Genomic DNA, 22,529 nt, shown 5'->3' with positions numbered 1-22,529 from the left:
AGACGCGGTCAGCCGGAGTTCCGGGCGGTCCGCACCCAGTGTGCAGCTCTGGTGGCCTGGCGATTCGCCGGGCCGCCAGAGCTGCACTCTCGGCGGGGAGCCCGCCGCCTACGCGATGCGCGTGCCCTTGGCGAGCCTGCCCGCGGGTGTGCGCAGCGCCCGCCAGGCAAGCGCCATCACCCCGGCCGCGAGCAGTAGTTGCAATCCCAGGCCCAGCGGCCACAAGGGAGCCTGCGGGGAAAGGTACGACGCCGCCACCTTGCCGTTGGCGCACTGGCACGTTGCCTCGGGGCCGGCCTGGGCGGAGCGGGCTCCCTGGCTGATTGATTCGAACGCCCCGACGGCATACTGCTGTTGGGCGGCGCTGGTGCGGTCGGGGTACGGAATGGCGTCCGCCACCACCACGAAGGGATTCATGCCCAGCAGCCATGCGACCCGGTCCGTGCGTGGCGCCCTCTGGTCCTGCAGCGGTCCATAGCAGGCGAACTGGTCGTTCTGGTCCGTGATGTCCTGGGGCAGTTCCGGTTGGCCAGACGGCTGGGAGGGGTCCACCGTGCCGTCAGGCCCCGTCGCTACATAGCTGTTCTTGTAATACACCTGGTTCGCCTGCACGGTCCCGTCGGTGACCATCATGCCCAGTCCGAAGGCGATGAGCGTGCCAAACGTCAGCGCGGCCACCACCAGGTACGTGACCACAATGGAGAACAGCGGGCGGTTGGCCAGCGCTGAAACTCCCACGCCCAGGGCACACACCACACCGAGTTCGATGGCCAGCATGAGCAGGGCAACGAGGATGTGGCCTGCCCCCAGTCCGCCCTGCAGAATGCCGAACACCAGGAACGGCACGCTCACCACCAAAAACGCCAGGGCGGCACACCACGACGCCAGGAATTTGCCCCACAGCAGCTGGCCCGGCCGCAAAAGGGTGACTTGCATGATGGCCAGCGTGCCGCCCGCCCGGTCCCCGCTGATCGCGTTGGCGGACAACGCCGGAGCCACCAGCAGCCCGAAAAGCAGCACGAAGGCCAGCACCGCCTCGAAGATGAGCGGACCGGGCCCGTTCGCCGCGGAGCCCGCTACGCCGCCAAAGTCCCCCTGGGCGGAGCTCTGGAATTTCCAGCTTGCCCACGTCAGCGCGGTGACCAGCCAGATCAGGCCAAACCAGACCACCAGCATGATGTACCAGCCCCGGGCGCGCAGCCGCTGGCGCAATTCCATGCCCACCACAGCCCACACCCCGGCCGCGTAGGCACCCAGGCCCGACGGCCCCGCATCAGTCCGGGGCGCGGGGCCGGTTCCGTTCTCCATGATGGTCATCGCTGTTCCACATCCAATCCCAGGTAGCTCTCTTCCAGGGCGCCGGCCGCCGGGGCAAATGCGGTGACGGCAACCCCTGCCCGCACCAGGTCCGCCAACAGCTGCGCGCCCTGGGCTTCCGTGCCGAGGGCCACGGAGACGGAATCCCGGCGGCCCTTCCCCGCGTCAAAGGAAACGCCCAGGCGGGTCAATTCCGCGGCCAGGGCTGCCGGGTCAAGCGCTGAGATGGCATATCGGCGGCCCTGCGCGGCGGCCTGGCCAACTGTTTGGACCAGGACTGTGCGGCCGGCGTTGACAAAAACAGCCCTGTCGGCGATTTCATCCAGTTCCGCCAAGACATGGGAAGAGACGACGACGGCCTTCCCGTCCGCCGCCAGCCCGCGCAGGATACGCCGCAGGGACACCCGCGAGCCCGGGTCCAGGCCCGACGCCGGTTCATCCAGCAGCAGCACGTCCGGATCGTGGATCAGTGCCCGGGCCAGGCTCAGGCGCTGCTGCTGCCCGCGGGAAAGGACGCGCGCCTTTTGCTCGGCCAGCTCAGCCAGGTTGACCAGGTCCAGCAATTCGTCAACGCGGGCCGGCAGCCGGCCCTTGGGCATCCGGTAGAACTTGCCCATGACAGTGAGGATTTCGCGGGCAGTCAGGGACTCCCACACGCCCAAGGTGTCCGGCATCCAGCCTATTCGGGCCCGCGCGGCGGCCGGCTCCTTCATGGGGTCAATTCCCATGACGCGCACGGTGCCGCTGTCGGGGGCCAGCAGGGAGGCCAGCACCAGCAGCAGCGTGGTTTTCCCGGCGCCGTTGGGGCCAATCAGCGCGGTCACCTCACCGGCCGGTGCATGCAGCTCCATGTTTGCCACCGCCTGGACAGCGCCAAAGCGCCGCGAAATGCCCACGGCGGCCAGCCCCGTGAATGGTTCTGTTTCTGCTTCCACCACTGCCCCCAAATGTCATCTGCCGCACCGGGCCCGGCACGGCCTTGGCACCATCCTAGGGTGGGCCGGCAGCGGAAGGCATCATCCCGGCGTCGTATCTTTGGATGGCGCCGCTGTCCGTCATGTGGACTCGCCAATTCCATCTTGGCGGTGGCGCCGCGCTAAACTGGGCCTTACTGCCATCCGCGCCAAAAGAGCCGCACCGGCCGCTGCGCTTGCGTGGATCGGAGCGAGCGGCAGCCCAGATTCCCCAGTCATTTGTTTGTGTTGCGTTAGGTTAGCCGATGAGTGTGCACCCATGAGCTTGATTGTTCAAAAGTATGGCGGATCGTCCGTGTCAGACGCCGCGGGCATCCTCCGTGTTGCCCGGCGTGTGGTGGAAACGCAAAATGCGGGGCATGAAGTGGTGGTGGTGGTCTCCGCCATGGGCGACACCACCGACGAACTGCTGGACTTGTCCGCGCAGGTTTCCGAGCACCCGCCGGCCCGTGAGCTGGACATGCTCATGACCGCCGGCGAACGCATTTCCATGGCGCTGCTGGCCATGGCCATTAGCTCCCACGGCGGCGTGGCACAGTCCTTCACAGGCAGCCAGGCCGGCATGATCACCGACGGCATCCACGGCAAGGCCCGCATCATCGACGTGGACCCCCACCGCGTGCGGACCTGCCTCGACAAGGGCAAAGTCGCCATTGTGGCCGGTTTCCAGGGCATGAGCCGCACCACTCACGAGATCACGACCATGGGGCGCGGCGGCTCCGACACCACCGCCGTGGCACTCGCCGCGGCCCTGAATGCAGACGTTTGCGAGATTTACACCGACGTGGACGGCGTGTACACCGCCGATCCCCGCGTGGTGCCTACGGCGCAGAAAATAAGCAAGATCTCCAGCGAGGAAATGTTGGAGATGGCCGCCTCCGGGGCCAAGATCCTGCACCTGCGCTGCGTGGAATACGCCCGGCGCTTTGGCCTGCCCATCCATGTCCGGTCATCCTTTAGCGACCATGAAGGGACCTGGGTCCTGCCCAGCCCCGACGACAAAATCAAGATCTCAGAGGGAGTTGCCTTGGAGCAGCCAATCATCTCCGGCGTGGCCCACGACCGGTCCGAAGCCAAGGTCACCGTGGTGGGCGTGCCGGACATTCCCGGCAAGGCGGCCATGATCTTTGGCATCATTGCCGGCGCGCACACGAACATCGACATGATCGTGCAGAACATTTCCACCAAGGGGACCGCGAAGACGGACATCTCCTTCACCCTGCCCATGGTGGAGGGCGAGGACGCCCTGGCGGCCCTCCGTGCTCAGCAGGCTGAGGTGGGTTTCGAGGACCTGATCTATGACGACAAGATCGGCAAGCTCTCCCTCATTGGCGCCGGCATGCGGTCCAACCCGGGCGTGTCGCACCGCTTCTTCCAGGCGCTCTCCGACGCCGGGGTGAACATCGACCTGATCTCAACCTCGGAAATCCGCATTTCAGTGGTGACCCGGGCGGACCGGCTGGACGCGGCAGTCCGCGCCGTCCACCAGGCATTCGGGCTCGACGGCGAAGACGAGGCTACCGTGTACGGCGGCACCGGCCGCTAAGGCCGGCACCGCAAAGGTGCCAGCCGGTTCGGTGCGGCGCGAGGAGCAGGACGCGGGCTACGCGGACGCGGCCTACGCGGACGGTTGGTCGTCTTTCCGGATGGCGTAGTGATGGCCTTCCGAATCGGTGCCAACCTCGATCTGCGACAGTGTCTGGTCGCTTTCATCTTCAATGGCGTCGTGCCGGTGGACCACCGGGGAATCCATGTCGCCTTGGTCCGCCGGGCCAAAGACGGTCCGGAATCTATCGGTGGCATGCATGAACTTGGTGATGAATTTGTCGTTCCCTGTCATCATCAACACCCCCTCTCCAGCTGGATGCGGTGTGAGCCGTATCTCACCAGTTTACGCCGGCGCCGCCCGAAAGGCGCCTGGCCGGGCGTCAGCGAAGGGATTGGTCGCTCGGGTCCTTGGGGACCAGGTAGGTGGTGCCGTCCGGGCGCGTGATGGTGGCCCATTGCTCCGTGGCGGCCTGCTGCGCGCTGAGCAGGGCCTTGTTTTCCGGCGTCATTTCATGGTCCAGCGGACTGCTGTGGGCGGGGCCGAAAATCATGCGCAAGCGTCCGGTGAAACGCATGAACCGGTGGACAAAACGCTCGTCTGACATGGGGTTCCCCCGTGGATTGAAGGTAAGAGTGAATTCCATAGTAGCCTGTTAGTTAGTGCACTAACTAATTGAGGGGCGGGCTGTTTCCCGTCCCTCCACACCGATCCCGGGAGTTATAGAGTGGCCGCCAAGGACAACGACCTGCTGCTTGAACGGCAGCTGTGCTTTGGCCTGAGCGTTGCCTCACGCAGCGTCATTGCGGCGTACAAGCCGGTGCTTGCCCCGCTCCGGCTGACCCACCCGCAGTACCTGGTCATGCTGGCCCTGTGGGAGGAGGCCCCGCGCAAGGTCAAGGACATCGGAGCCGCCCTGCTGCTCGAGCCGGCAACGCTTTCGCCCCTGCTCAAGCGGCTGGAGGCGGCGGGCTATGTCACGCGGCACCGCTCGGAGGCCGACGAGCGCGCCCTGGCCGTGGACCTCACCCCCGCCGGGGCCGCCCTGCGGGAGCAGGCCCTGTCCGTCCCCGGCACCATGATGGCCCGGCTGGGCCTGGACCGGCAGTCGGCAACCGCGCTGCACCAAACCATGATGGCGCTGATCACGGCGGCAGCCCAGGCCGACAGCGCGGTGGGGTCTGGGCGTTCGACCTAGTCGCCTCGAACAGCCCAATCTGGCTGGTCCGGGCGGACGAATCCTGATTCATAGCACCGCACCACCAGCTGGACACGATCTCTGGCACCAACTTTGGCGAGCACATGGGCCACGTGCGTCTTTACCGTGGTCTCACTCAGGAAAAGCATTCTGGCAATTTCTGCGTTTGACAATCCAGACGCAACGCCGCGGAGGACCTCCCCTTCCCGCTCCGTGAGCCGCCAGGAGCCATGATTGCCTGCCGTTCGCGAGCGACGGTTGCCAAATTCTGATATGACGCGGGTTGTGACGGCAGGGTCAAGCAGAGCTTCCCCACCGGCAACGATGCGAATGGCCTCCAGCATCCGTTCAGGAGGCGAATTCTTCAGCAGGAATCCACTTGCCCCAGCGTCAAGGGCTGCGAACACAGAATCGTCAGTGTCAAAGGTCGTAAGCATGACGATCTTCGTTGCGGCTCCTCCACGCGTGAGTTCCCGGGTCGCCTCCAGCCCGTCCACCGGTCCGGGCATCCGAATGTCCATCAGCGTAACGTCGGGCCGAATCCGACGCACCATCTGCACAGCCTCAGTCCCGGACCGGGCTTCGCCGGACACCACCAGGTCGGGTTCTGCGGAGATAATCATTTTGAAGCCGGCGAGAACTAGTTCCTGGTCGTCGACGATGGCCACGCTTGTCATCCGGCCCTCTGCACTTGCCCCACGGGCAGGCTCGCATCGACTGTAAAAAGTCCGCCCCCCTGGGACAGCTCAAGGCCGCCTCCGTAGGCCTCCACGCGTTCGCGAATTCCGGCGAGTCCATACCCACCCACGGTCCCCCCTGAAGAGGCGTCCCGGGTATGAAAGGCATTTCGCGCGGCTATATGGACGGCACTGTCATTGATTTCCACCTTCACCTCGACGCTGCTTTCAGGTGCGTGCTTGCGCGCATTGGTGAGTAGTTCCTGCACGATCCGATAGGTGGACACGGCAATTCCGGCCGGAACAAGGCCGCCGCGGCCTTCTAGGGTGAAGGCAACGTTTTGACCCGAAGTTCGCGCCTCGGACACGAGGGCGGGCAGATCGGCCAATGTCGGTTGGGGGGCCATGTCCGTAGCCTCTGCCCTCAAGATGCCCAAGACGCGGGCCAGTTCGGCAATGGCAGAGCGCCCGGTTTCCTCGATGCTGCCCAGAACCCTTGCAAGTTCGTCTTGTCCGGGCTGGAGCCGGAGCCGCACTGCTCCTGCCTGGATGCCCATGACGCCCACGCCGTGTGCGATGACGTCATGCAGTTCGCGGGCAATGCCCAACCGCTCCTCGATGAGGGCCTTTTCAGTTTCGGCCTCCCTGAGCGCCTCTCTGGCGCGCGCCTCCGCCTCAAGCGCCAAGGTGTAGCGGTGGCGCGAATCACTGTATAGTCCAGCGATCGCCGGGGGAACGGCCAGTGCCAGTGTGAACAGGAAGCTGTGTTGGAGGTTGGCCACGTCCAACCGGCCGCCCTCAAGAAGCATTCCCGCAACAATGGCGACAATGAGCGCCACCACCGCGATCCCCCTGCGACGACCGTGGAGCGCGGCAAATGTAAGAAATACAACCCAGAACACCGGGATGATGGGAACGGAGGTATCCTGGGTGCTCACGCCCAGGGGAGCTTCAGCAGCGAGCGTGCCGGCAACGGCAAGGACGGAAAACAGCGGATGGCGTCTCCTGGCCATGAGTCCCGCGGCAATCACGCAGGCGCCGATCACAGCCACCGGCATTCCAGGTGGCTGCACGGCCAGCTGTTCGGCGATCAGCAACACCCACAGCATGGCAGGCGCCACTGCCGGATGCACTTCGGTCAAACGTCCACCAATCCCCATTCCACGCCTCCCAGGAACTTTATTCCATTGTCCGCCCAAAGACGGTGGCCGTCCTCGTTCCGGAGGATGAAAATGCCCGGCCGTTTTTCGTCCGAGCGAAGGGTGTCGACGGACCACGAGGCCGACGACTCAGGACCGCAACCGTGCCCAAGATGGAACATCACATTCGGCAATGCCCATAGGAGGAAACAATGTCCAAGAATCGAGTGCCTGCACTGGCGCAAATTGCCATGTCACTGGCTGGAATGGCCGCCGTATTCTTCGTCGTCGCATCCCTGTCCAAGTCCGCCACGAGTGGCTTTGGAGCTGTTGTCGGAAACATTTCCTGGTACGGCCTCCTGCTCAGCCTCATCGCGCTGGCAGTGGTCGGTTGCACCACGGCAGCCAGGGCACTTCTGCGCCACCGGGCAACCCGCTGAAACAAGGGGCCGCTGGGCGGCCCAATCGAGAAAGGATCCACAATGCACACGAGCACATGGCGCATGTCGGCCGTGGCCGCGGCCGTCGCAGCCGCTCTGGCCACCGGCGCAACGGGAGCCAATGCCACAACTTACCACCAACGGATTGACTTCCCCGCCACTGGCGCGAGACTTGATTGCGGCGCGGCCGCGCTGACCGTTACAGGGGGCCGGCTCATTGGAGAGTTCAACGAATCAACCGACGGCGCCGGGCTGTTCCACTATGAGGGAACCAACGTTGCAAGCGACGTCACGGCCCGGGACCAGTTCGGGGCATCGTATCGAATTGTGGGCACCAGCAGTTTTTCCGGAGTCTCCGTGGACGCCGCCGGCATCTCCAATGTGCGCTGGCGGAGCCGGGTCAAATTCACAGTCCTCCGGGCCGACGGCGGGCAGTTTGGTAGCGTCAGCACCATTGAGCGGCTGACTGGTTCAGGCCTCGTCTCGCTGAACCTGGGGAGCTGCGCGGCGTCGGGAGGCGGCGGAGACTGACCCCACCCCCGTACCCGACGGCGGATAATGGACTCATGACCACAGGAAAGCCCTTGCTGCCGGACCATGGGGAGACGCGCCAGCCGGCGGACCCCGTACGGCTGGCCGAGGCGCACTGGCGGGCCCTCGAGGCGGCGCACCAGGAACGCGTGGACCGCTACGCGTTGCCCTACCTGGCGCGGCGTTCCGCCGGCCAAAAGCACCCTGTCGAGGACTTCCTGTTCACCTACTACACTCAAAAGCCGGGCCAGCTGCGCCGCTGGCATCCCGGCGCCGGCGTCGTTTTGCATGGCCAGGGCGCCCAGGAACGGTTGGGCTGGAAGTTTTACCGCCCCGCGGACTGCGGCGGCACCCTGGTTCCGGAGGCACCACACCCGGGTGCCGGCGTCGTGCTTGACACGGAAAAGTTTCTGGCGCAGCGCCGGGAGGCCGTGGACTTTGCCCGGATCATCCTGGGCCGGACTGCGGTGCGGCCGGCCCAATTTGGCTGCTTTGGGCTGCACGAATGGGCCATGGTCTACAAGCAGGAAGCCAACCAGGTCCGGCACGAATACCTGCAGCTGCGGCTGGGTTCCGCCGGCACGGATGGGGTGGTGGAGGGCAACAGGATCCGCTGCACGCACTTTGACGCCTACCGTTTCTACACCCCGCAGGCCGTCGGGCTCAACGAACTCAGGCCGACGCGGGAAAATCAGCGGGACATGGAACAGCCCGGCTGCCTGCACGCGAACATGGACCTGTACAAGTGGGCGTACAAGCTGTCGCCCCTGCTGCCGAGTGAATTGGTGATGGACTGTTTTGAGCTGTCGTGGCGGATCCGGGCCATGGACATGCAGGCATCGCCGTACGACCTCGCGGCGTGGGGCTATCCTCCGATCCAGATCGAGACCGCGGCGGGCAAGGCCGACTACGTGGCGCAACAGCGCGGCTTTGCGGCGGAATCGGCAGTGCTGAGGGGCCGGCTCAGCGCAGCCCTGGACGCCGCCACCGCCACCCCCTAACTGACGCTCGGTTGCAATCGGGGCACTTTTCCACGACGCTCGGTTGCAACCGGGGCACTATTTGGGAACGCTCCGAGCATTCCGCGGGAGCGTCGGGAAAAACACCCCAAATGGTGAGGGAGCGTCGCGCCGAACACCCCCAAAACGTGCGGGAGCGTCGGGAAAAACACCGCCAAACATGAGGGAGCGTCTCAGGTGAGGGCGGCGGCGAGTTGGGGTGCCAGGCGTTTCGCCATGAGGGCGTAGCCCGCATTGTCCGGATGCAGGGTGTCGGGCAGCCGGTCAATCGCCTCCTGCGCGGTCAATACGGAGGCGCCGTCGACGCAATGCAACCGGGTGTCGCCGCGGCGGCACAGCTCCGCAACCACATCCACAGTGGCCGCCCGGTAATCGACCAGGGTCCAGCCGACGTTGTTGGGCTTGTTTTCGCGCGGCGGCGACAGCACGGGCGTGATCACCACGATCGGCACCTGGGGGTGTGCCCTGCGGACCGTGGAAATGAAGCTGAAGACGGCCCCGGCGTATGTCCGTTCGGAATACGCTGACGCGTTGTAGCTGTTGATCCCCACGCACAGGCTGATGATGTCAAGGGGCGTCAGGGCGATGGTGTCCGCAGCCACGGGGTCCAGCTGGCATTCGCCGGCCAGTCCCAGGTTGCGTAGCTGCCAGCCGTTGCTGCGGGCCACGAGCGCCGGCCACGTCTCCGTAGGGCCGTCGGCCTGCTGGCAGTGTGTGATGGAACTGCCGTAGGCGAGCCACCGCGGCCCGGACGGGGCCGATGGCGCCGTCCCGTCGCCGTCGAACGTGGCAGTCTTGAGCCGGAAGTCGCCAAAGTGCGGCAGCCAGACCTCCACAAGGGAGCCTGCGGAGGGCACATCCACCCGCACCAGGTGGCGATGGCTGCCCGCGGCGGGCAGCCGGTGGGCCAGGGCACCGTCCACCAGGACGTCATACGCCGCGGCATCCGCGGCACCTTCCCCCTCGAGCACCAGCGCGCCGCTGCCCGTGCGCCAGCCTGCGCGGACGCCGGCGGCCATGGCGGCCCTGTTGGCCAGGCCGTCGGTGGATGGCGGCAGGAAGCCGGACGGATCCAGCCGGAGGAAGCGTTGGCCGCCGTCATGTTCCGTGTCCACGGAAAACATGCCGGACCACTGCGCCGGAACCAAAACCATGGGACAAATCCTATCGATGGTGGGGCCGCCGCCCGCACGGGGCGGCGGCCCCATTAATGCTGTGCCGTTGAGGCAGTCGGGCTGCTAGGGGGTGACGTGGAAGGCCCCGAAGGAGACCTGCGCACCGTCCTTGTCGAGCAGCACCAGCGTGTCCAGGCCGTTCTTGGTGCCTTCCGGAACCGTGAAGGTGATGGTCCCTTCGGCGTCGGCCAGGAACCAGCCAAAGCGCTGGCCGTGCTGGTTCAGGTACACATACGCCCACTGCTTGGCGGGCGCGCCGTGCACCGTGACGGTGTCGCCCACCCGGTACTTGCCGTCCTGCAGGCCCAGGTCAACCGGCGGCTGCCCGTTGAGATTGGCCCGGTCGACGGCGGGGCTGCCCGCCGGCATCGGCGGGACCACGGGCAGCGTCAGGGCTGCTGCCGCGAGGTCGACGGCGGCCGTCTTGGCGCCGTTGTGGCCCGCGGCGGCAAAGGTGGACGCCGCTACCTGCCCGGCCGCCAGCTCTTCGGCTGTCACGGCGCGAGTGGAGGTGAAGCTCGCGGACTGGCCCGGTGCCAGGCCGGCCACCGGGGAGCCGACGCCGGCGGCGGCAACGTCCGTCAGGGGCACATTGCCGGAGTTCGTCACAGTGACCGTGGTGGTGACGGTGTCGCCGGTGTTGGCGAAACCGTTGCCGTCGGCGTCGTTCCAGGCCGTGGAGGCCGTGCCGCTGAGCTGGGGGTTGCGCACCATGAGGTCCACCTCGTCGCCGGTGATGGTGTAGTTTTGCGTTTCCGCGCCGGTGCCCGTCACCTGCCATGTTGTCACCGGGACAAAGAAGCCGTTCGCGGCTTCCTCTGCTGTGACCACGTGCTTGGGGGTGGTGCAGTTGTAGCTGCCCCAGACCGGCAGCACCATGTACCGGCAGTTGCCGGCTCCCGGCGGCACAAAGGGTGCCACGTTTCCGGACTGGGGCACCACTGCCTCGCTGATGTTGCCGGTGCTGGCGACGGCGAAGGAGTAGGGCACGGAGTCGCCGGCGGCGTACGGGTTGGCGGCCAGGTCGCGGCCGGCGTCATTGCGGGAGCCGGTGATGGCCGCCCCCACCAGGGTTTCCGTGGAGCCGCCCGTGATGGTCACGGGGACGGCGGCGCTGAGCACGTGGCCCAGCACGGTGGCCTGCGCCTTGATGCTGGTGCTGCCTGCCTTGGCGTAGGACGGGATGGTGACGGGGACCTGGACAGTTGCCTTCCCGCCGGCCGGAATGGAGGGCAGCTGCACGGAACCAAAGGCCCATCCGGCTTGCGGCGCAAATGTTGCCGTGGCCCCGTCAATGGCTGCGGCTGAGGTGTTGCTGACCGTCAGTGAGGCCGAAACTGTGGCGCCGTTGTCACCAGTGACGGGGGCGGCGGCGAGGCTGGCGTCGCAGAAGGCGTCGACCCAGGCGGCATTGAACTTGCCGAAGGTGATGGTGTTGGAGTCGCCCTCATACAGGATGCCAAAGCTGCCGTCGGAGAGCGCGGTGACGGTGGAGTAGCTCATGGTGCCGGCCTTGAACTGCTTGCCCGCGCTCCAGGTGGCCCCGTCGTCGCAGGAGTAGCGGACGGTGCCGTTGGTACGGCTGGAGCGGTTGTTCGCGTTGGAGAACAGCAGCACCTTGGCTGCCGGGGTGCCTTCGGCGGCGTCGGGGAACATGCGGGTCAGGCCGGCATTGTTGGTGGGGTCCGTCAGGGCTGAGTCGTAGCTGACCGCCCCGTAGCTGGCGCCGCCGTCGGTGGAAATGGCGATCTTGCGCCCGCCGCCGTTGGCGCTGTCGCGTGAGTTGAGCATGACGCGCCCGTCGGAAAGCTCCACCACCTTGTTTTCGTCCATGCCGGTGCCGACGAACGCCCCGCGCTGCCAGGTTTTTCCGTGGTCGTCGGAATAGACGCTGTAGGCCTGAATGATAGTGCTGCCGTCGGCCTGCTTGACCTTGCCGGCGTACTGCTGGATGAGCCTGCCCTTGTACGGGCCGTACTTGAGCTGGATGCCTTCGCCGGAGGAGGCGAACATGCCGGCAACCCCGCCCACATTGGCCACGCCGTTGACAGTGGAGCCTGCGGGCTTGGCCACGGAGGTGACCAGCGGGCCCGCGAAGCCGGCGTAGGCGGAGCCGGTGGCGTAACCGGCCGGGACGGGCAGCGTGGGCATGTTGGCCGGGTCCGTGGACCAGCTCAGCCCGCCGTCGGTGGAGACGGAGACCTCGGTGCTGATGACCTGGCGGTCGGCGTCGTCATTGTTGAAGGTGCTGCCGGCGAAGCCCTGGTCCTTGGAGTAGACGTGGAAGTTGAAGACGGTGCCGGTCTCCTTGTCCACCACATAGCTGGGATCACTGAAGCCGTAGCGCAGCACGCCGGGGGCTGCGAGCTGGCCGCGGGCAATGTACGTTGGCGCGCCCCACGTCTTGCCGCCGTCGGTGCTGCGGCGCTGGACGATGGAGTTGGGCGACGGCGAGTCCCCGCCGTCGGGCCGCCCGTCATAGGCTGCCAGCAGCACCCCGTTGCCCAGGTCGGCCAGCCCAACGATGCGGTAGTACTTGCCCAGGACGGGGTCAATGGCGTTGTCGCCATTGCTGGCCAGAACTTGCTGCGTGTAGCTCGGCGCCGCCACGGTGGCGGGCCCCGTGGCGGCAGACCCGGCGGTGGCAGACCCGGCGGTGGCAGGCACCGCGGCAAGGGCCGGGGACACCGCGGCGGCGAGCAGCGCGGCGCTGAGAACCCCGGCGGCGGCCATCCTTGGCACGCCCTTCCAGCGGTTCATTGTGTTGGTGGACTTCATGTGTTCCTTTCACGGGGCCGCAGCACGGCCGCAGGGAATTCGACGAATGCACACCCCACCCAAGGTGCCAGTCCTCCGTCCTGGGAGGTGGGATGTGGTATCACGTTACTATGCGATGGATCACATTGATAGTCCCCCGCGGTTCGGGTCCAAATGTGTCGTCATCTTTCCCCCGTCCGCCGATTCCGGGAGTTTGCAAAGACTCGGTAGAATGGAAAGGCAAGCTCGCGGAGCGCTTCATCTACCGGTTTTCAGGCCGCTGCGGCCTGGCCAAAGACGGCGTAAGACGGCAATCCGTGGCCACCCCCTTTTTAAACAGGAGTCCAACGGATGCCCCGGATCGTTGTCGATGTCATGCTCAAGCCCGAAATCCTCGACCCGCAGGGAAAGGCCATTGTTGGCGCCCTTCCCCGCCTGGGTTTCACCGCTTTCTCCGCTGTCCGCCAGGGCAAGCGCTTTGAACTAACGGTGGACGGCGAGGTGACCGAGGAGATTTTGGCGCAGGCACGCGAGGCCGCCGAGTCCATGCTGTCCAACCCGGTCATTGAAGACGTGGTCAACGTTGAAGTGGTGGCGGACTAGCCATGACTGAAACCCCCCTGATCGGCTCCTACCCGTCGGGCCCGGCCGGCGCCCCCCTGGCAGGTGCCCGCATTGGCGTTGTCACCTTCCCCGGCACCCTGGACGACCGCGACGCGGCCCGTGCGGTGCGGGTGTCCGGGGCCACCGCCGTCGAACTGTGGCACGCCGACACCGAACTTGCCGACGTTGACGCCGTCATCATCCCCGGCGGCTTCTCCTACGGCGACTACCTGCGCGCCGGGGCCATTTCCCGCTTTGCCCCGCTTATGGGCAAGATTGTTGACGCTGCGAACTCGGACGCCAAGCTGCCGGTGCTGGGCATCTGCAACGGTTTCCAGATCCTGACCGAGGCGCACCTTTTGCCAGGCTCCATGATCAAGAATGACCACCTGAAGTTCCTGTGCCGCGACCAGGTGCTGCGCGTGGAGAACAACACCACCGCCTGGACCAACGCATACGCCGCAGGCCAGGACATCACCGTGCCGCTGAAGAACCAGGACGGCCAGTACATCGCCGACGAAAAGACCCTGGACGCACTGGAAGCCGAAGGCCTGGTGACGTTCCGCTACATGGGCGGCAACCCGAACGGCTCACGCCGCGACATCGCAGGCATCTCCAACGCCGCCGGCAACGTGGTGGGCCTCATGCCGCACCCCGAGCACGCCGTGGAAACAGGCTACGGCCCGGGCCACACCGGCACCGACGGCCTGGGTTTCTTCGCATCCGTCCTGAACACGCTGCTTGGAGGCAAATAAATGGCTGAGATTTCCACCGAGTCCGCCCAAAAGTTCAACACCGACACGGTTGAAAACGCCGCCGCCACCCCCGACGTCGAGCTGCCCTGGGCCGAGCTGGGCCTGAAGCAAAACGAGTACGACGACGTCGTGAAGGTTTTGGGGCGACGCCCCACCGGCGCTGAGCTCGCCATGTACTCCGTCATGTGGAGCGAACACTGCTCCTACAAGTCCTCCAAGAACCACCTGCGCCAGTTTGGCGAAAAGGTCACAGAGGAAATGAAGAAGGACATGCTGGTGGGCATCGGCGAAAACGCCGGCGTCACCAACCTGGGGGACGGCTGGGCCGTCACGTTCAAGATCGAAAGCCACAATTCGCCGTCGTTCGTGGAGCCCTACCAGGGTGCCGCCACCGGCATCGGCGGCATTGTCCGCGACATCATCTCGATGGGCGCCCGCCCCGTGGCCGTCATGGACCCGCTGCGCTTTGGCGCCATCGACCACCCGGACACGGCCCGCGTCATGCACGGCGCCGTGGCAGGCATTGGCGGCTACGGCAACTCCCTGGGCCTGCCGAACATTGGCGGCGAGATGGTCTTCGACCCGATCTACCAGGGCAACCCGCTGGTCAACGCGCTGGCCGTGGGCGTGATGCGCCACGAGGACATCCGCCTGGCCAACGCCTCCGGCCTGGGCAACAAGGTGGTGCTGTTCGGCGCGCGCACCGGCGGCGACGGCATTGGCGGCGCCTCCGTGCTGGCTTCGGAGTCCTTCGATTCCACCAAGCCCTCCAAGCGCCCGGCCGTGCAGGTGGGCGACCCCTTCGCCGAAAAGGTGCTCATTGAGTGCTGCCTGGAGCTGTTCAAGGGCTCCCTCGTGGAGGGCATCCAGGACCTGGGCGCCGCGGGCATCTCCTGCGCCACGTCCGAGTTGGCTTCCAACGGCGACGGCGGCATGGAGGTCGAGCTGACCTCCGTGCTGCTGCGCGACCCCACCCTTACGCCGGGCGAAATCCTCATGTCGGAGTCCCAGGAACGCATGATGGCCGTGGTCTCCCCCGAGAACGTAGCTGCATTTGAGGCCGTCATGGACAAGTGGGCCGTTGAGTATTCCTGGCTGGGCGAGGTCACCGGCACCGGGCGCCTCATCATCAAGTGGGAGGGCGAGGTGATTGTCGACGTCGATCCCCGCACCGTGGCGCACGACGGCCCGGTCTATGACCGCCCCTACGCCCGCCCGGAATGGCAGGACGCCCTGCAGGCGGACACCTTCACCGGCTCCGTGCAGGACGCCGGCCGCCCCGCCACTCCCGAGGAGCTCAAGGCAGCCGTCCTGGAGCTCATCGCCTCTTCCAACATGTGCTCGAAGGACTGGATCACCAACCAGTACGACCGCTACGTGGGCGGCAACACCGCCATGGCCTTCCCCGACGACGCCGGAGTGATCCGCGTCGACGAGGAAACCGGGCTGGGCGTTGCCCTGGCCACCGACGCCAACGGCCGCTACACGTTCCTGGACCCGTACCACGGCGCGCAGCTGGCCCTGGCCGAGGCCTACCGCAACGTGGCCACCTCCGGCGCCATCCCGATGGCCGTCAGTGACTGCCTGAACTTCGGCTCCCCCGAGGACCCGAACGTCATGTGGCAGCTGGCGGAGGCCATCCGCGGCCTGTCCGACGCCTGCATGGAACTGGGCATCCCGGTCACCGGCGGCAACGTCTCCCTCTACAACCAGACGGGCACCACCCCCATCCACCCCACCCCCGTGGTGGCGGTGCTGGGCAAGTTCGACGACGTTGCCCGGCGCACGCCGTCGGGTTGGGCCGAGGATGGCCAGGCCATCTACCTGCTGGGCAACACGGCCGCCGAACTGGACGGCTCCGAGTGGGCCAACCTCCGCGGGCACCTGGGCGGTGCCGCACCGAAGGTTGACTTGAAGCGCGAGCGGGAACTGGGCGAGATCCTCATCAACGCCTCACGCGACGGCATGATCGACTCGGCCCACGACCTGTCCGAGGGCGGCCTTGCCGCCGCCCTGGTGGAGTCCTCGCTGCGGAACAACACCGGCGCCCGCGTGGCGCTGGACGAGGTGGCCGCACGGGACGGCGTGGACATCTTCACGCTGCTGTTCTCAGAGACGCAGGGCCGGGCCATCGTGTCCGTCCCGCGCAGCGAAGAGGTCAGGTTCAACGACATGTGCACGGCCCGCCACTTCCCGGTCTCCCGGATCGGCGTGGTGGACGCCGCCGGCGGCGCCCTGGACCTGCAGGGCCTGTTCAGCGCCCCGCTGGACGAGCTCCGCGAGGCGCATGAGGGAACGCTGGCCAAGTACTTCGGCTGACCCCCTCCGCAACTGTGAGTCAGAAACTGCACGGGAATCAACCAAAACAGGTTGATCATGATGCAGTTTCTGACTCACAGTTGCTTAAGCGGTGAGGGATTGGGCCGCACGCAGGTACGCCATTGTCACGTTGCGCTGGGTCAGCTTTGTGACCGGGGAGCCCAGCCTGAAGAGCAGGCCCGAGGGCTTGCTGAAGGCAAGGAGCCTGAACCAGACGCCGCCGTCGGGCGTTTTCATGGCCAGGAATGCCTCCTCGCCAAGGGCCGGGTGTCCCGGGAGCGTGCCGTAGCCAAACCCGGCCAGCTGCACCTCGGTGCCGTCGCTGCGCAGCACGCCCGCGGGCTCCAGCGCCCAGACCACCTCGCACGGAACCGGCAGCCTGAGGTCACCGACACCGAAGCCGCTGACCACCCGGGCACCCACCACGGCGCGCGGGGGTGCCGACACCCGCAGGCCCGCGCGGCGCTGGATTTGCCACGTCAGTATGCCCTCGGCCAGCGCCGTGAAGGCGGCGTCCCCGGTGCCCACCCGCAGCTGCCTGTCCACGTGGTCAAAGCCGTCCGGCCACGCGCCGGTTCCCGTGGGCAGCCCGGCGTTCAGGCGGGTCCTGCCCAGCTCCGGGTAGTTCAGGCCCGGCTTCCCCTGGCCGGACCGGCTATTCCTTGGCAACACGGGCGCTCCATTCCAGGGCAGTTTGTTGTTTCTTCGGTAGCCCGGCCACCACCAGGTCGTAGGAATCCTCCAGCAGGTCCAGCACCGTTTGCGCATCGGCCGCGGTGCAGTCCACCGTATTCCAGTGCCTCTTGTTCATGTGGTAGCCGGGTGTGATGGCGGGGTTGGCGGCCCGCAGCTGCGGGGCCAGCTCCGGATCGCACTTGAGGCTCACGGACAGCTCCGCGCTGTCCAGCCGGCCCGCGGCGAACATCTTTCCCACCCACTTGTCGCCCCCGCTGCTGGGAGCCCTGACCTTGAAGACGGACGTTTCCGGGCCAAAGGGGAAGTCCTCGTAGCTGCCCGGGAATTTCAGGGCGGCGGCACGGAATTCGGCTGCTGAGATGCTCACTGCGCCTCGGATTTTTTGACGCCGTACGTGAGCTGGGCAAACTGCCCGAACATGCCTGCGCTGCGCAACTCCAGCCTGTCCGGGCCCACGGTGCGGGGCAGCAGGGGCGCCCCGCCGGACAACACGGCCGGGGCCATGGTCACCACCAGTTCGTCGAGGGCGCCGATGTCCAGGAACTGCCCGGCGAGGTCTCCGCCGCCGACCACCCACACATCCCCATCCCCCGCGGCGGCCACGATGGTCGGCAGGGCATCCGCAACCGGGCCACTGACAAAGCGGACGTCGGCGCCGCTGGGCACGGGCAGCTCACGGGAAGAAAAAACATACGTTGGCTTGGACCCGTAATACTGCTGCCACTTGGCCGGGTTTTCCAGCAGCTTCTCCTCGCGCAACACCCACTCATAGGTGGTGGAGCCCTCCACAAACACGCCCACGCCGGCCATGAAGGCCGCAATGTCGGGCCCGCCGGAATCGTCCACGACAAACAGCCAAGCCAGCGAGTTGTCCTCGTCAGCCAGAAAGCCGTTGAGCGTGCTGGCTGTGTAGTACACAATGCGGGTCATGGGCTCAACGGTACCTTGGCTCCCTGCGGCACAGCAGCTATTTCACGCCCAGATAGTCTTCCAGCAGCACAACCTTCAGCCCTGCCGCCTGCTGCGCCTTTAAGAAGGCTGCAAGGTCTGCCGGGAATTCCGGCCGGAAGTGCATCAGGACAATCTCGCCCGGCCGCAGTGCATGGCCCACCTGGTAGTCCATCCTGCCGGCGCTAGCCTTCGCCTCCCAGTCCACAATGGCCTTCATGCCGCAGGCGGCAGCGGCCCTTTGCACGGACATGGTGTACGGCCCTCCCGGGGGACGGAACAGCACGGGCCGGCGGCCAAAGTTCTTTTCCTCGAAGTCCGCCATCCCGCAAATTTCGGCCTTTTGCTGCTCATAGCTGAGGTGGATGAAGCCCAGGTTGTGGCTCATGGTGTGGTCTTCAATGAGGAACCCGGCTGCCGTGTGGGCGGTGAAGAAGCTGGCATGGCCGGCGATGAAGTTGTGCGCGAGGAATAGCGACGCCCTGATCCCGTGCTGCTCCATCAGGGCCAGGTCCGATGCCCGCTTGACGGCGCCGTCGTCGATGGTCAGGAACACCACCTTTTGCTCCGTGGGGATCCTGGTGATGACGGGGGCTAGGCCGTTTTCAACGGGCGGGAGGGTAAAGTCGGGCACCAGTCCGTCCAGGGTGCTGTGCCGCCCGGTCCTGGGGTCCACGGGGCCCCGCGGCGCGGACGACGCCGTTGGGCCAGTTGCGCTGGGAGTCCCGGCTGCCGCCGTGGTGCTGTGGGCGGCAGGAGCCGGGAGTGCGGCGGCCGTGTCGGTGCCGGCCGGCGTCGGGCCTCCCCAGGCGAGGCGCACGGCGCCGAAGGCCGCGGCGGCCAGGACCACGGCCACCAGGGCGAGCGTGATCCAGCGGGCAACATGGGGGGCCGTGTGGAGGTGGCGGGGCATGGATATTCTCCGTTGGGACTTACAGGCCCAAAACCGCGGCCTCGATCTTGGGGCAGGTGTTCATGACGACGTCCAGGCCGGCATCCGCTGCCCGCCGGGCGGCGTCCTGATCGATCACGCCAAGTTGCAGCCACACGGCCTTGGCGCCGGCCGCAATGGCCTGGTCCACCACCAATCCTACTTTGGCCGAATTCACGAAACAGTCCACAACGTCTATGTTTCCGGGTATTTCTGCCAATGTTTTGTACCCCTTGGCGCCGTGGACGTCGTCCCCCTTCAAGCTCACCGGGATGATCTCCTGGCCCAGGTGCTGCTGCAGGTAGAGGGACACGCCGACGGCGGGGCGCAGCGGGTTGTTGGACAGGCCCACCACGGCCCAGCGGGCAGGCGTGGCCAGCAGCCGGCGGATCACGGCAGGGTCGTTTACATGGGTCATGTTCTCAAGCTTAGGTGCTGCGTGCTGCGGGAAATGCGGGGAACTAGGCGAGGCTGAAGGATTCGTCGGCGCCCGGGCGGTCATTGTCACCCGTGTCGGTTTCCTGCTCCTCGTCGTCATCGTCGTCCAGCTCGTCGTCAATGTCCACATAGTCGTCACTGGTCAGTTCTTCGGTGTACAGCGCCCAAAACTCGTTGGAGCCTGCAGCCACCGGGTCCAGGGACTTGAGCTGCTGCTCGAACGACTTCTTCACCTCGGAAAAATCGGCGTCGTCCTCCGGTCCGGGGGCGTCCCGGTCGATGGAACCCCAGGCGGCAACAATCTTCACAAAGCTCTCCAGGCTCGAGGCCACCACTGATTCGTCGTCCTCGCACACGAACAGCACGGAGCCCCTCTTGCGGTCAACAACCACAAACTGGAAGTCGCCGTCATTGCACACGATGGCGCGTCCGGACGGATCGTTGGCAAATGGCGGTTTCAGCCAGTTCCCATCCATCGGCATGTCATCCAGCGCCGAGGGGTGCAGCGGCTCGAGTGCCGCCCATATTTTGGAATCGTTCATGACTTCCTCCTGCCCTTAATCCCGACACTAACCACCCTGTGGCCCGGCCGTCAATGAATAAATCAGCTGGCTCCGGCCAACACCGCACCTTCGCCAAAGCGCCGGTTCCGCAGCACGGGCAAAAATTCGCGCACTTCCTCGATGCGCTTGTGCGTGACATCCGCCGTGGCCACGCCCTGGGGCTCGTCGTCCAGGAAGTCCTGCGGAATGCCCATGGGGTCCAGCACGGCCGAATGCCCGATGCAATGGTCGCTGGATGTGCCCGCAGCCGCAATCCACACCGTGTTTTCAATGGCGCGGGCCTTCAGCAGCGTCTCCCAGTGGTCCACCTTGTTGTCACCCTTGAACCAGGCCGCGGCCACGCAAATGAGGTCCGCCCCCTCCAGTGCCAGGGCGCGGGCCAGCTCCGGGAAGCGGATGTCGTAGCACGTCATGATGCCCACCCTGAATCCGCCAATGTCCACCAGCGTGATGCCGCTGTTGCCCGGCTTGATCCGCTTGGACTCCTGGTAGGAAAACGCGTCATACAGGTGCAGCTTGCGGTAGGTGCCCAGGATGCCGCCGTCGTCATCCACGGCCACCAGGGTGTTGTACGGGCGTGCCTCGCCGCTGGACTCGTAGCCGCCGGCAACCACCGCAATGCCCACGTCGGCGGCAATGTGGCTCAGGCCCTGGACAAACGTGGTCCATTGGGCGTCCACGGCGGCCGTAAAGTCACCGGGCACCCGGCCCACGGAAAACATGGATTCCTCGGGAAAAACAATCAGCCGCGAGCCGTCGTCCCGTGCCGAGGCCGCCAAGCTGCGCATGACCGCCAGGTTGCCCGCGACGTCGCCGCCCGGGTTGAACTGTCCAACACTGACCTTCATGGCAACTCCTCAACCGTTCGTTTACCTACCTCCAGCGTAGTCTGCCGGGGTGTTAAAAAGGCGGGACGACGGCGGAACTTAAGTTCCGCCGTCGTCCCGCCTTGGAAGGAACGGCCTAGTCGTTTATGAGGTCGTGCCGGACGATGGTCTGGTCGCGGTCCGGGCCCACGCCGATCGCGGAGATCCGGGTGCCGGACATTTTTTCCAGCGCCAGAATGTAGTTCCGCGCGTTTTCCGGCAGCTCCTCCATGGTGCGGGCGCCGGTGATGTTTTCCGTCCAGCCGGGGAAGTATTCGAAGATGGGCTGGGCGTGGTGGAAGTCAGTCTGCGTCATGGGCATTTCGTCGAAGCGGACGCCGTCCACGTCGTAGGCCACGCAGACGGGGATCTGCTCGATGCCGGTGAGCACGTCCAGCTTGGTGACGAAGTAGTCCGTGAAGCCGTTGACGCGGGAGGCGTGGCGGGCCAGGAGGGCGTCGTACCAGCCGCAGCGGCGAGGGCGGCCGGTGTTGACGCCGAACTCGCCGCCGGTCTTTTGCAGGTAGATGCCCATGTCATCGAACAGTTCCGTGGGGAACGGTCCGGCGCCCACGCGCGTGGTGTAGGCCTTGATGATGCCCACGGCGCGGGTGATGCGGGTGGGGCCGATTCCCGAGCCAACGGACGCGCCGCCCGCCGTCGGGTTGGAGGAGGTCACGAACGGGTAGGTGCCGTGGTCCACGTCCAGGAAGGTGGCCTGGCCGCCCTCCATGAGCACCACCTCGCCGCGGTCCAGGGCCTCATTGAGCACATATGTTGCGTCAATGACCATGGGGCGCAGGCGCTCGGCGAAGCCCAGGAAGTAGTCCACAATCTCGTCAACTTCCACGTTGCGGCGGTTGTAGACCTTGACCAGGAGCTCGTTCTTTTGCTTGAGCGAGCCTTCCACTTTCTGACGCAGGATGGACTCGTCAAACACGTCCTGGACGCGGATCCCGAGCCGGGCCACCTTGTCCATGTAGGCCGGGCCGATGCCGCGGCCTGTGGTGCCGATGGCACGCTTGCCCAGGAAACGCTCGGTGACCTTGTCGAGCACCTGGTGGTACGGGGCCACCAGGTGTGCGTTGGCGGAAATCCGCAGCTTGGACGTGTCCGCGCCCCGGGCCTGCAGGCCCTCGATTTCCTCAAACAGGGCCTCCAGGTTCACCACGCAGCCATTGCCGATGATGGGGGTGGCATTGGGGCTCAAAATGCCTGCGGGAAGGAGCTTGAGCTCATACTTCTCACCGCCCACCACCACGGTGTGCCCGGCGTTGTTGCCGCCGTTCGGCTTCACCACATAGTCCACCAGGCCGCCCAAAAGATCAGTGGCCTTGCCCTTGCCCTCGTCGCCCCACTGGGCGCCGACGATCACGATTGCTGGCATGGGATCCTCCCCCTTGCTCATAAAGTTGAGCCGGTCGCTGCATGGGTCGGCGGAACGTTCCGCCGTACACCGTCCGGACACGAAAATGCCCCTTGCAAACTGCCATCCGTCTCCAGCGCTGCTGTACCCCGGCAGGCAATCAAGGGGGTCTTGCGTCCCAAGTTTACCGGAATGGAAAGGCGGGCGCACATTAAGCCCCCTCCCATGCGACGCTCCATCACTTCTGGCGGGTTTTCCCGCGACGCTCCAT

The 22,529-nt window shown here is 66.0% G+C and carries 24 protein-coding genes; 8 read left to right on the top strand and 16 right to left on the bottom strand.

Going from position 1 to position 22,529, the window contains the following annotated elements; translation table 11 throughout:
• Positions 1-108: 108 nt before the first annotated feature.
• Together LPN03_RS10175 and LPN03_RS10170 are read right to left on the bottom strand one after the other, a co-directional pair.
• Positions 109-1,317 carry an ABC transporter permease gene (locus tag LPN03_RS10175; protein WP_262454163.1) on the bottom strand — a complete coding sequence of 403 codons (1,209 nt, stop codon included), beginning with the start codon at positions 1,315-1,317 and terminating at the stop codon, positions 109-111.
• Positions 1,314-2,252, bottom strand: a complete 939-nt coding sequence (locus tag LPN03_RS10170) for an ABC transporter ATP-binding protein (protein ID WP_262454161.1) — start codon at positions 2,250-2,252, stop codon at positions 1,314-1,316. Before LPN03_RS10170 ends, LPN03_RS10175 begins: the two co-directional genes overlap by 4 nt.
• A 298-nt stretch (positions 2,253-2,550) precedes the next feature.
• Between LPN03_RS10170 and LPN03_RS10165 the strand changes: the two genes are divergently transcribed.
• Entirely contained in the window at positions 2,551-3,837 is a 1,287-nt protein-coding gene (locus LPN03_RS10165; protein ID WP_165180328.1) for an aspartate kinase, read from the top strand.
• Between the two features lie 72 nt (positions 3,838-3,909).
• Here the strand turns inward: LPN03_RS10165 and LPN03_RS10160 are convergent, their stop codons facing one another.
• A complete protein-coding gene (locus LPN03_RS10160) occupies positions 3,910-4,134 on the bottom strand; it encodes a hypothetical protein (RefSeq protein ID WP_370875226.1) in 225 nt (74 codons plus the stop codon).
• Positions 4,135-4,219: 85 nt separating this feature from the next.
• Positions 4,220-4,444: a hypothetical protein gene (locus LPN03_RS10155; protein WP_262454159.1), complete on the bottom strand. Its 225-nt coding sequence runs from the start codon at positions 4,442-4,444 to the stop codon at positions 4,220-4,222.
• A 120-nt stretch (positions 4,445-4,564) separates the two neighbouring features.
• On the opposite strand from LPN03_RS10155, the gene LPN03_RS10150 reads away from it, so the two are divergent.
• Entirely contained in the window at positions 4,565-5,035 is a 471-nt protein-coding gene (locus tag LPN03_RS10150; protein ID WP_262454158.1) for a MarR family winged helix-turn-helix transcriptional regulator, read from the top strand.
• On the opposite strand, the gene LPN03_RS10145 is transcribed toward LPN03_RS10150, so the two are convergent.
• Together LPN03_RS10145 and LPN03_RS10140 are read right to left on the bottom strand one after the other, a co-directional pair.
• Complete coding sequence (locus LPN03_RS10145; RefSeq protein ID WP_165180331.1) at positions 5,032-5,712, bottom strand: response regulator; 681 nt, start codon at positions 5,710-5,712, stop codon at positions 5,032-5,034. The genes LPN03_RS10150 and LPN03_RS10145 overlap by 4 nt on opposite strands.
• A complete protein-coding gene (locus LPN03_RS10140; RefSeq protein WP_262454176.1) occupies positions 5,709-6,845 on the bottom strand; it encodes a sensor histidine kinase in 1,137 nt (378 codons plus the stop codon). The genes LPN03_RS10145 and LPN03_RS10140 overlap by 4 nt, the downstream gene beginning before the upstream one ends.
• A gap of 218 nt (positions 6,846-7,063) precedes the next feature.
• Here LPN03_RS10140 and LPN03_RS10135 point away from each other — a divergent pair, with 218 nt between their 5' ends.
• Genes LPN03_RS10135 through LPN03_RS10125 form a run of 3 tightly spaced genes read left to right on the top strand, consistent with a single transcriptional unit; the run spans position 7,064 to position 8,823 of the window.
• Positions 7,064-7,291 (top strand): hypothetical protein, encoded by a 228-nt coding sequence (locus LPN03_RS10135; RefSeq protein ID WP_165180333.1) that lies wholly within the window; start codon positions 7,064-7,066, stop codon positions 7,289-7,291.
• A 42-nt stretch (positions 7,292-7,333) separates the two neighbouring features.
• On the top strand, positions 7,334-7,822 hold the full coding sequence (locus LPN03_RS10130) for a hypothetical protein (protein ID WP_165180334.1): 489 nt from the start codon (positions 7,334-7,336) through the stop codon (positions 7,820-7,822).
• 35 nt (positions 7,823-7,857) lie between these two features.
• The gene (locus LPN03_RS10125) at positions 7,858-8,823 is read left to right on the top strand and encodes a 3-methyladenine DNA glycosylase (RefSeq protein WP_262454156.1); all 966 of its coding nucleotides are present in this window, start codon (positions 7,858-7,860) and stop codon (positions 8,821-8,823) included.
• Between the two features lie 191 nt (positions 8,824-9,014).
• On the opposite strand, the gene LPN03_RS10120 is transcribed toward LPN03_RS10125, so the two are convergent.
• Both LPN03_RS10120 and LPN03_RS10115 read right to left on the bottom strand, forming a co-directional pair.
• A complete protein-coding gene (locus tag LPN03_RS10120; RefSeq protein WP_262454155.1) occupies positions 9,015-9,995 on the bottom strand; it encodes a GDSL-type esterase/lipase family protein in 981 nt (326 codons plus the stop codon).
• Between the two features lie 84 nt (positions 9,996-10,079).
• Positions 10,080-12,794, bottom strand: a complete 2,715-nt coding sequence (locus tag LPN03_RS10115; RefSeq protein WP_262454154.1) for an exo-alpha-sialidase — start codon at positions 12,792-12,794, stop codon at positions 10,080-10,082.
• Positions 12,795-13,124: 330 nt separating this feature from the next.
• Between LPN03_RS10115 and purS the strand changes: the two genes are divergently transcribed.
• From purS to purL, 3 genes are read left to right on the top strand one after another with little or no spacing between them, the layout of a single operon-like run.
• Positions 13,125-13,376, top strand: coding sequence for a phosphoribosylformylglycinamidine synthase subunit PurS (gene purS, locus LPN03_RS10110; RefSeq protein WP_165180336.1), 252 nt, complete (start codon positions 13,125-13,127; stop codon positions 13,374-13,376).
• Between the two features lie 2 nt (positions 13,377-13,378).
• Positions 13,379-14,131 carry a phosphoribosylformylglycinamidine synthase subunit PurQ gene (gene purQ, locus LPN03_RS10105; protein WP_165180337.1) on the top strand — a complete coding sequence of 251 codons (753 nt, stop codon included), beginning with the start codon at positions 13,379-13,381 and terminating at the stop codon, positions 14,129-14,131.
• Complete coding sequence (gene purL, locus LPN03_RS10100; RefSeq protein WP_410468577.1) at positions 14,132-16,450, top strand: phosphoribosylformylglycinamidine synthase subunit PurL; 2,319 nt, start codon at positions 14,132-14,134, stop codon at positions 16,448-16,450. It begins immediately after the preceding gene.
• An 84-nt stretch (positions 16,451-16,534) separates the two neighbouring features.
• On the opposite strand, the gene LPN03_RS10095 is transcribed toward purL, so the two are convergent.
• The 8 genes from LPN03_RS10095 to LPN03_RS10060 all read right to left on the bottom strand — a co-directional run bounded on the left by LPN03_RS10095 (position 16,535) and on the right by LPN03_RS10060 (position 22,279).
• Positions 16,535-17,122 (bottom strand): DUF1990 family protein, encoded by a 588-nt coding sequence (locus tag LPN03_RS10095; RefSeq protein WP_262454153.1) that lies wholly within the window; start codon positions 17,120-17,122, stop codon positions 16,535-16,537.
• On the bottom strand, positions 17,106-17,513 hold the full coding sequence (locus tag LPN03_RS10090; RefSeq protein ID WP_262454152.1) for an MmcQ/YjbR family DNA-binding protein: 408 nt from the start codon (positions 17,511-17,513) through the stop codon (positions 17,106-17,108). The genes LPN03_RS10095 and LPN03_RS10090 overlap by 17 nt, the downstream gene beginning before the upstream one ends.
• Positions 17,510-18,076 (bottom strand): dihydrofolate reductase family protein, encoded by a 567-nt coding sequence (locus tag LPN03_RS10085; RefSeq protein WP_262454151.1) that lies wholly within the window; start codon positions 18,074-18,076, stop codon positions 17,510-17,512. Before LPN03_RS10085 ends, LPN03_RS10090 begins: the two co-directional genes overlap by 4 nt.
• A 37-nt stretch (positions 18,077-18,113) precedes the next feature.
• On the bottom strand, positions 18,114-19,007 hold the full coding sequence (locus LPN03_RS10080; protein ID WP_262454150.1) for a polysaccharide deacetylase family protein: 894 nt from the start codon (positions 19,005-19,007) through the stop codon (positions 18,114-18,116).
• Positions 19,008-19,026: 19 nt separating this feature from the next.
• On the bottom strand, positions 19,027-19,443 hold the full coding sequence (locus LPN03_RS10075; protein WP_165180340.1) for a CoA-binding protein: 417 nt from the start codon (positions 19,441-19,443) through the stop codon (positions 19,027-19,029).
• Positions 19,444-19,486: 43 nt separating this feature from the next.
• Positions 19,487-20,005, bottom strand: a complete 519-nt coding sequence (locus LPN03_RS10070; RefSeq protein ID WP_165180341.1) for an SUKH-4 family immunity protein — start codon at positions 20,003-20,005, stop codon at positions 19,487-19,489.
• Between the two features lie 62 nt (positions 20,006-20,067).
• The gene (locus LPN03_RS10065) at positions 20,068-20,874 is read right to left on the bottom strand and encodes a carbon-nitrogen hydrolase family protein (protein ID WP_262454149.1); all 807 of its coding nucleotides are present in this window, start codon (positions 20,872-20,874) and stop codon (positions 20,068-20,070) included.
• 115 nt (positions 20,875-20,989) lie between these two features.
• Positions 20,990-22,279 (bottom strand): adenylosuccinate synthase, encoded by a 1,290-nt coding sequence (locus tag LPN03_RS10060; RefSeq protein ID WP_262454148.1) that lies wholly within the window; start codon positions 22,277-22,279, stop codon positions 20,990-20,992.
• Between the last annotated feature and the right edge of the window lie 250 nt (positions 22,280-22,529).

It is taken from the genome of Arthrobacter sp. A2-55 (genome assembly GCF_025548615.1).
GTDB lineage: Bacteria > Actinomycetota > Actinomycetes > Actinomycetales > Micrococcaceae > Specibacter > Specibacter silviterrae.
Note: the sequence above shows the minus strand (reverse complement) of the source record. Positions and strands in the feature narration are given on the sequence as shown.

Excerpts from the sequence above, each read along its gene's own strand:
- LPN03_RS10175 (WP_262454163.1), bottom strand. The coding sequence starts at position 1,317 with ATGACCATCATGGAGAACGGAACCGGCCCCGCGCCCCGGACTGATGCG.
- LPN03_RS10165 (WP_165180328.1), top strand. The coding sequence starts at position 2,551 with ATGAGCTTGATTGTTCAAAAGTATGGCGGATCGTCCGTGTCAGACGCC.
- LPN03_RS10160 (WP_370875226.1), bottom strand. The coding sequence starts at position 4,134 with ATGATGACAGGGAACGACAAATTCATCACCAAGTTCATGCATGCCACC.
- LPN03_RS10155 (WP_262454159.1), bottom strand. The coding sequence starts at position 4,444 with ATGTCAGACGAGCGTTTTGTCCACCGGTTCATGCGTTTCACCGGACGC.
- LPN03_RS10145 (WP_165180331.1), bottom strand. The coding sequence starts at position 5,712 with ATGACAAGCGTGGCCATCGTCGACGACCAGGAACTAGTTCTCGCCGGC.
- LPN03_RS10135 (WP_165180333.1), top strand. The coding sequence starts at position 7,064 with ATGTCCAAGAATCGAGTGCCTGCACTGGCGCAAATTGCCATGTCACTG.
- LPN03_RS10130 (WP_165180334.1), top strand. The coding sequence starts at position 7,334 with ATGCACACGAGCACATGGCGCATGTCGGCCGTGGCCGCGGCCGTCGCA.
- LPN03_RS10125 (WP_262454156.1), top strand. The coding sequence starts at position 7,858 with ATGACCACAGGAAAGCCCTTGCTGCCGGACCATGGGGAGACGCGCCAG.
- LPN03_RS10120 (WP_262454155.1), bottom strand. The coding sequence starts at position 9,995 with ATGGTTTTGGTTCCGGCGCAGTGGTCCGGCATGTTTTCCGTGGACACG.
- LPN03_RS10115 (WP_262454154.1), bottom strand. The coding sequence starts at position 12,794 with ATGAAGTCCACCAACACAATGAACCGCTGGAAGGGCGTGCCAAGGATG.
- purS (WP_165180336.1), top strand. The coding sequence starts at position 13,125 with ATGCCCCGGATCGTTGTCGATGTCATGCTCAAGCCCGAAATCCTCGAC.
- purQ (WP_165180337.1), top strand. The coding sequence starts at position 13,379 with ATGACTGAAACCCCCCTGATCGGCTCCTACCCGTCGGGCCCGGCCGGC.
- purL (WP_410468577.1), top strand. The coding sequence starts at position 14,132 with ATGGCTGAGATTTCCACCGAGTCCGCCCAAAAGTTCAACACCGACACG.
- LPN03_RS10085 (WP_262454151.1), bottom strand. The coding sequence starts at position 18,076 with ATGACCCGCATTGTGTACTACACAGCCAGCACGCTCAACGGCTTTCTG.
- LPN03_RS10080 (WP_262454150.1), bottom strand. The coding sequence starts at position 19,007 with ATGCCCCGCCACCTCCACACGGCCCCCCATGTTGCCCGCTGGATCACG.
- LPN03_RS10075 (WP_165180340.1), bottom strand. The coding sequence starts at position 19,443 with ATGACCCATGTAAACGACCCTGCCGTGATCCGCCGGCTGCTGGCCACG.
- LPN03_RS10070 (WP_165180341.1), bottom strand. The coding sequence starts at position 20,005 with ATGAACGATTCCAAAATATGGGCGGCACTCGAGCCGCTGCACCCCTCG.
- LPN03_RS10065 (WP_262454149.1), bottom strand. The coding sequence starts at position 20,874 with ATGAAGGTCAGTGTTGGACAGTTCAACCCGGGCGGCGACGTCGCGGGC.
- LPN03_RS10060 (WP_262454148.1), bottom strand. The coding sequence starts at position 22,279 with ATGCCAGCAATCGTGATCGTCGGCGCCCAGTGGGGCGACGAGGGCAAG.